This is a genomic window from Brevundimonas sp. UBA5936 (assembly GCA_002430835.1).
Taxonomy (GTDB): Bacteria; Pseudomonadota; Alphaproteobacteria; order Caulobacterales; family Caulobacteraceae; genus Brevundimonas.
The window spans coordinates 1-441 of sequence record DJDA01000039.1 but is presented as its reverse complement, the minus strand read 5'-3'; the positions used below and the strand labels follow the sequence as shown (position 1 = coordinate 441).

At 68.3% G+C, this 441-nt stretch carries 1 protein-coding gene and 1 pseudogene; both read left to right on the top strand.

Annotated features, from left to right (window positions below; translation table 11 throughout):
• Positions 1 to 150, top strand: a pseudogene (locus B2Y21_RS03970) (sugar ABC transporter permease); the annotation flags it as partial.
• Between the two features lie 93 nt (positions 151 to 243).
• The coding region (locus tag B2Y21_RS03965) for a hypothetical protein (RefSeq protein ID WP_292057179.1) at positions 244 to 441 on the top strand (198 nt) is incomplete at its 3' end.

The window sequence follows — 441 nt, the reverse complement described above, 5'->3', positions numbered from 1 at the left end:
GTCTATCTGATCTCGGGCTTCCGCTGGGCCTTCTACGGCGTGGGGGACGTCAGCGTCGAAATCAGCCTTTTGGCCACGCTGGGTTTCTTCTTCGGCTGTCTGGCGGTGGTGGGCTGGATCTTCAAGACCGGCTATCGTCTGAAGAACTGACGGTCACGAAAGCGCCGAACTCGGCGCTCACCGTCCTGCCCCTCTAACGCCTTTTCGACCTGATGCGCGCTCGCCGTGAGCGCCGGAGACCGAATGTCCGACGCTGACGACAAGACTCAGTCGCCCGAAACGCAGTCCGCCCCGCGCGCGCCCGAGCCCTTCCGCCGGGGCCAGATCACCTGGGGCCGCCCGCCCCAGGCCGCCTTCCATGTCGGCCCCCTGCCGCGCGACGAAGGCCTGGCGCGCCTGACCGCCATGCCGCCGCACCCGAAACCGGCGCAGGCCAAGCCC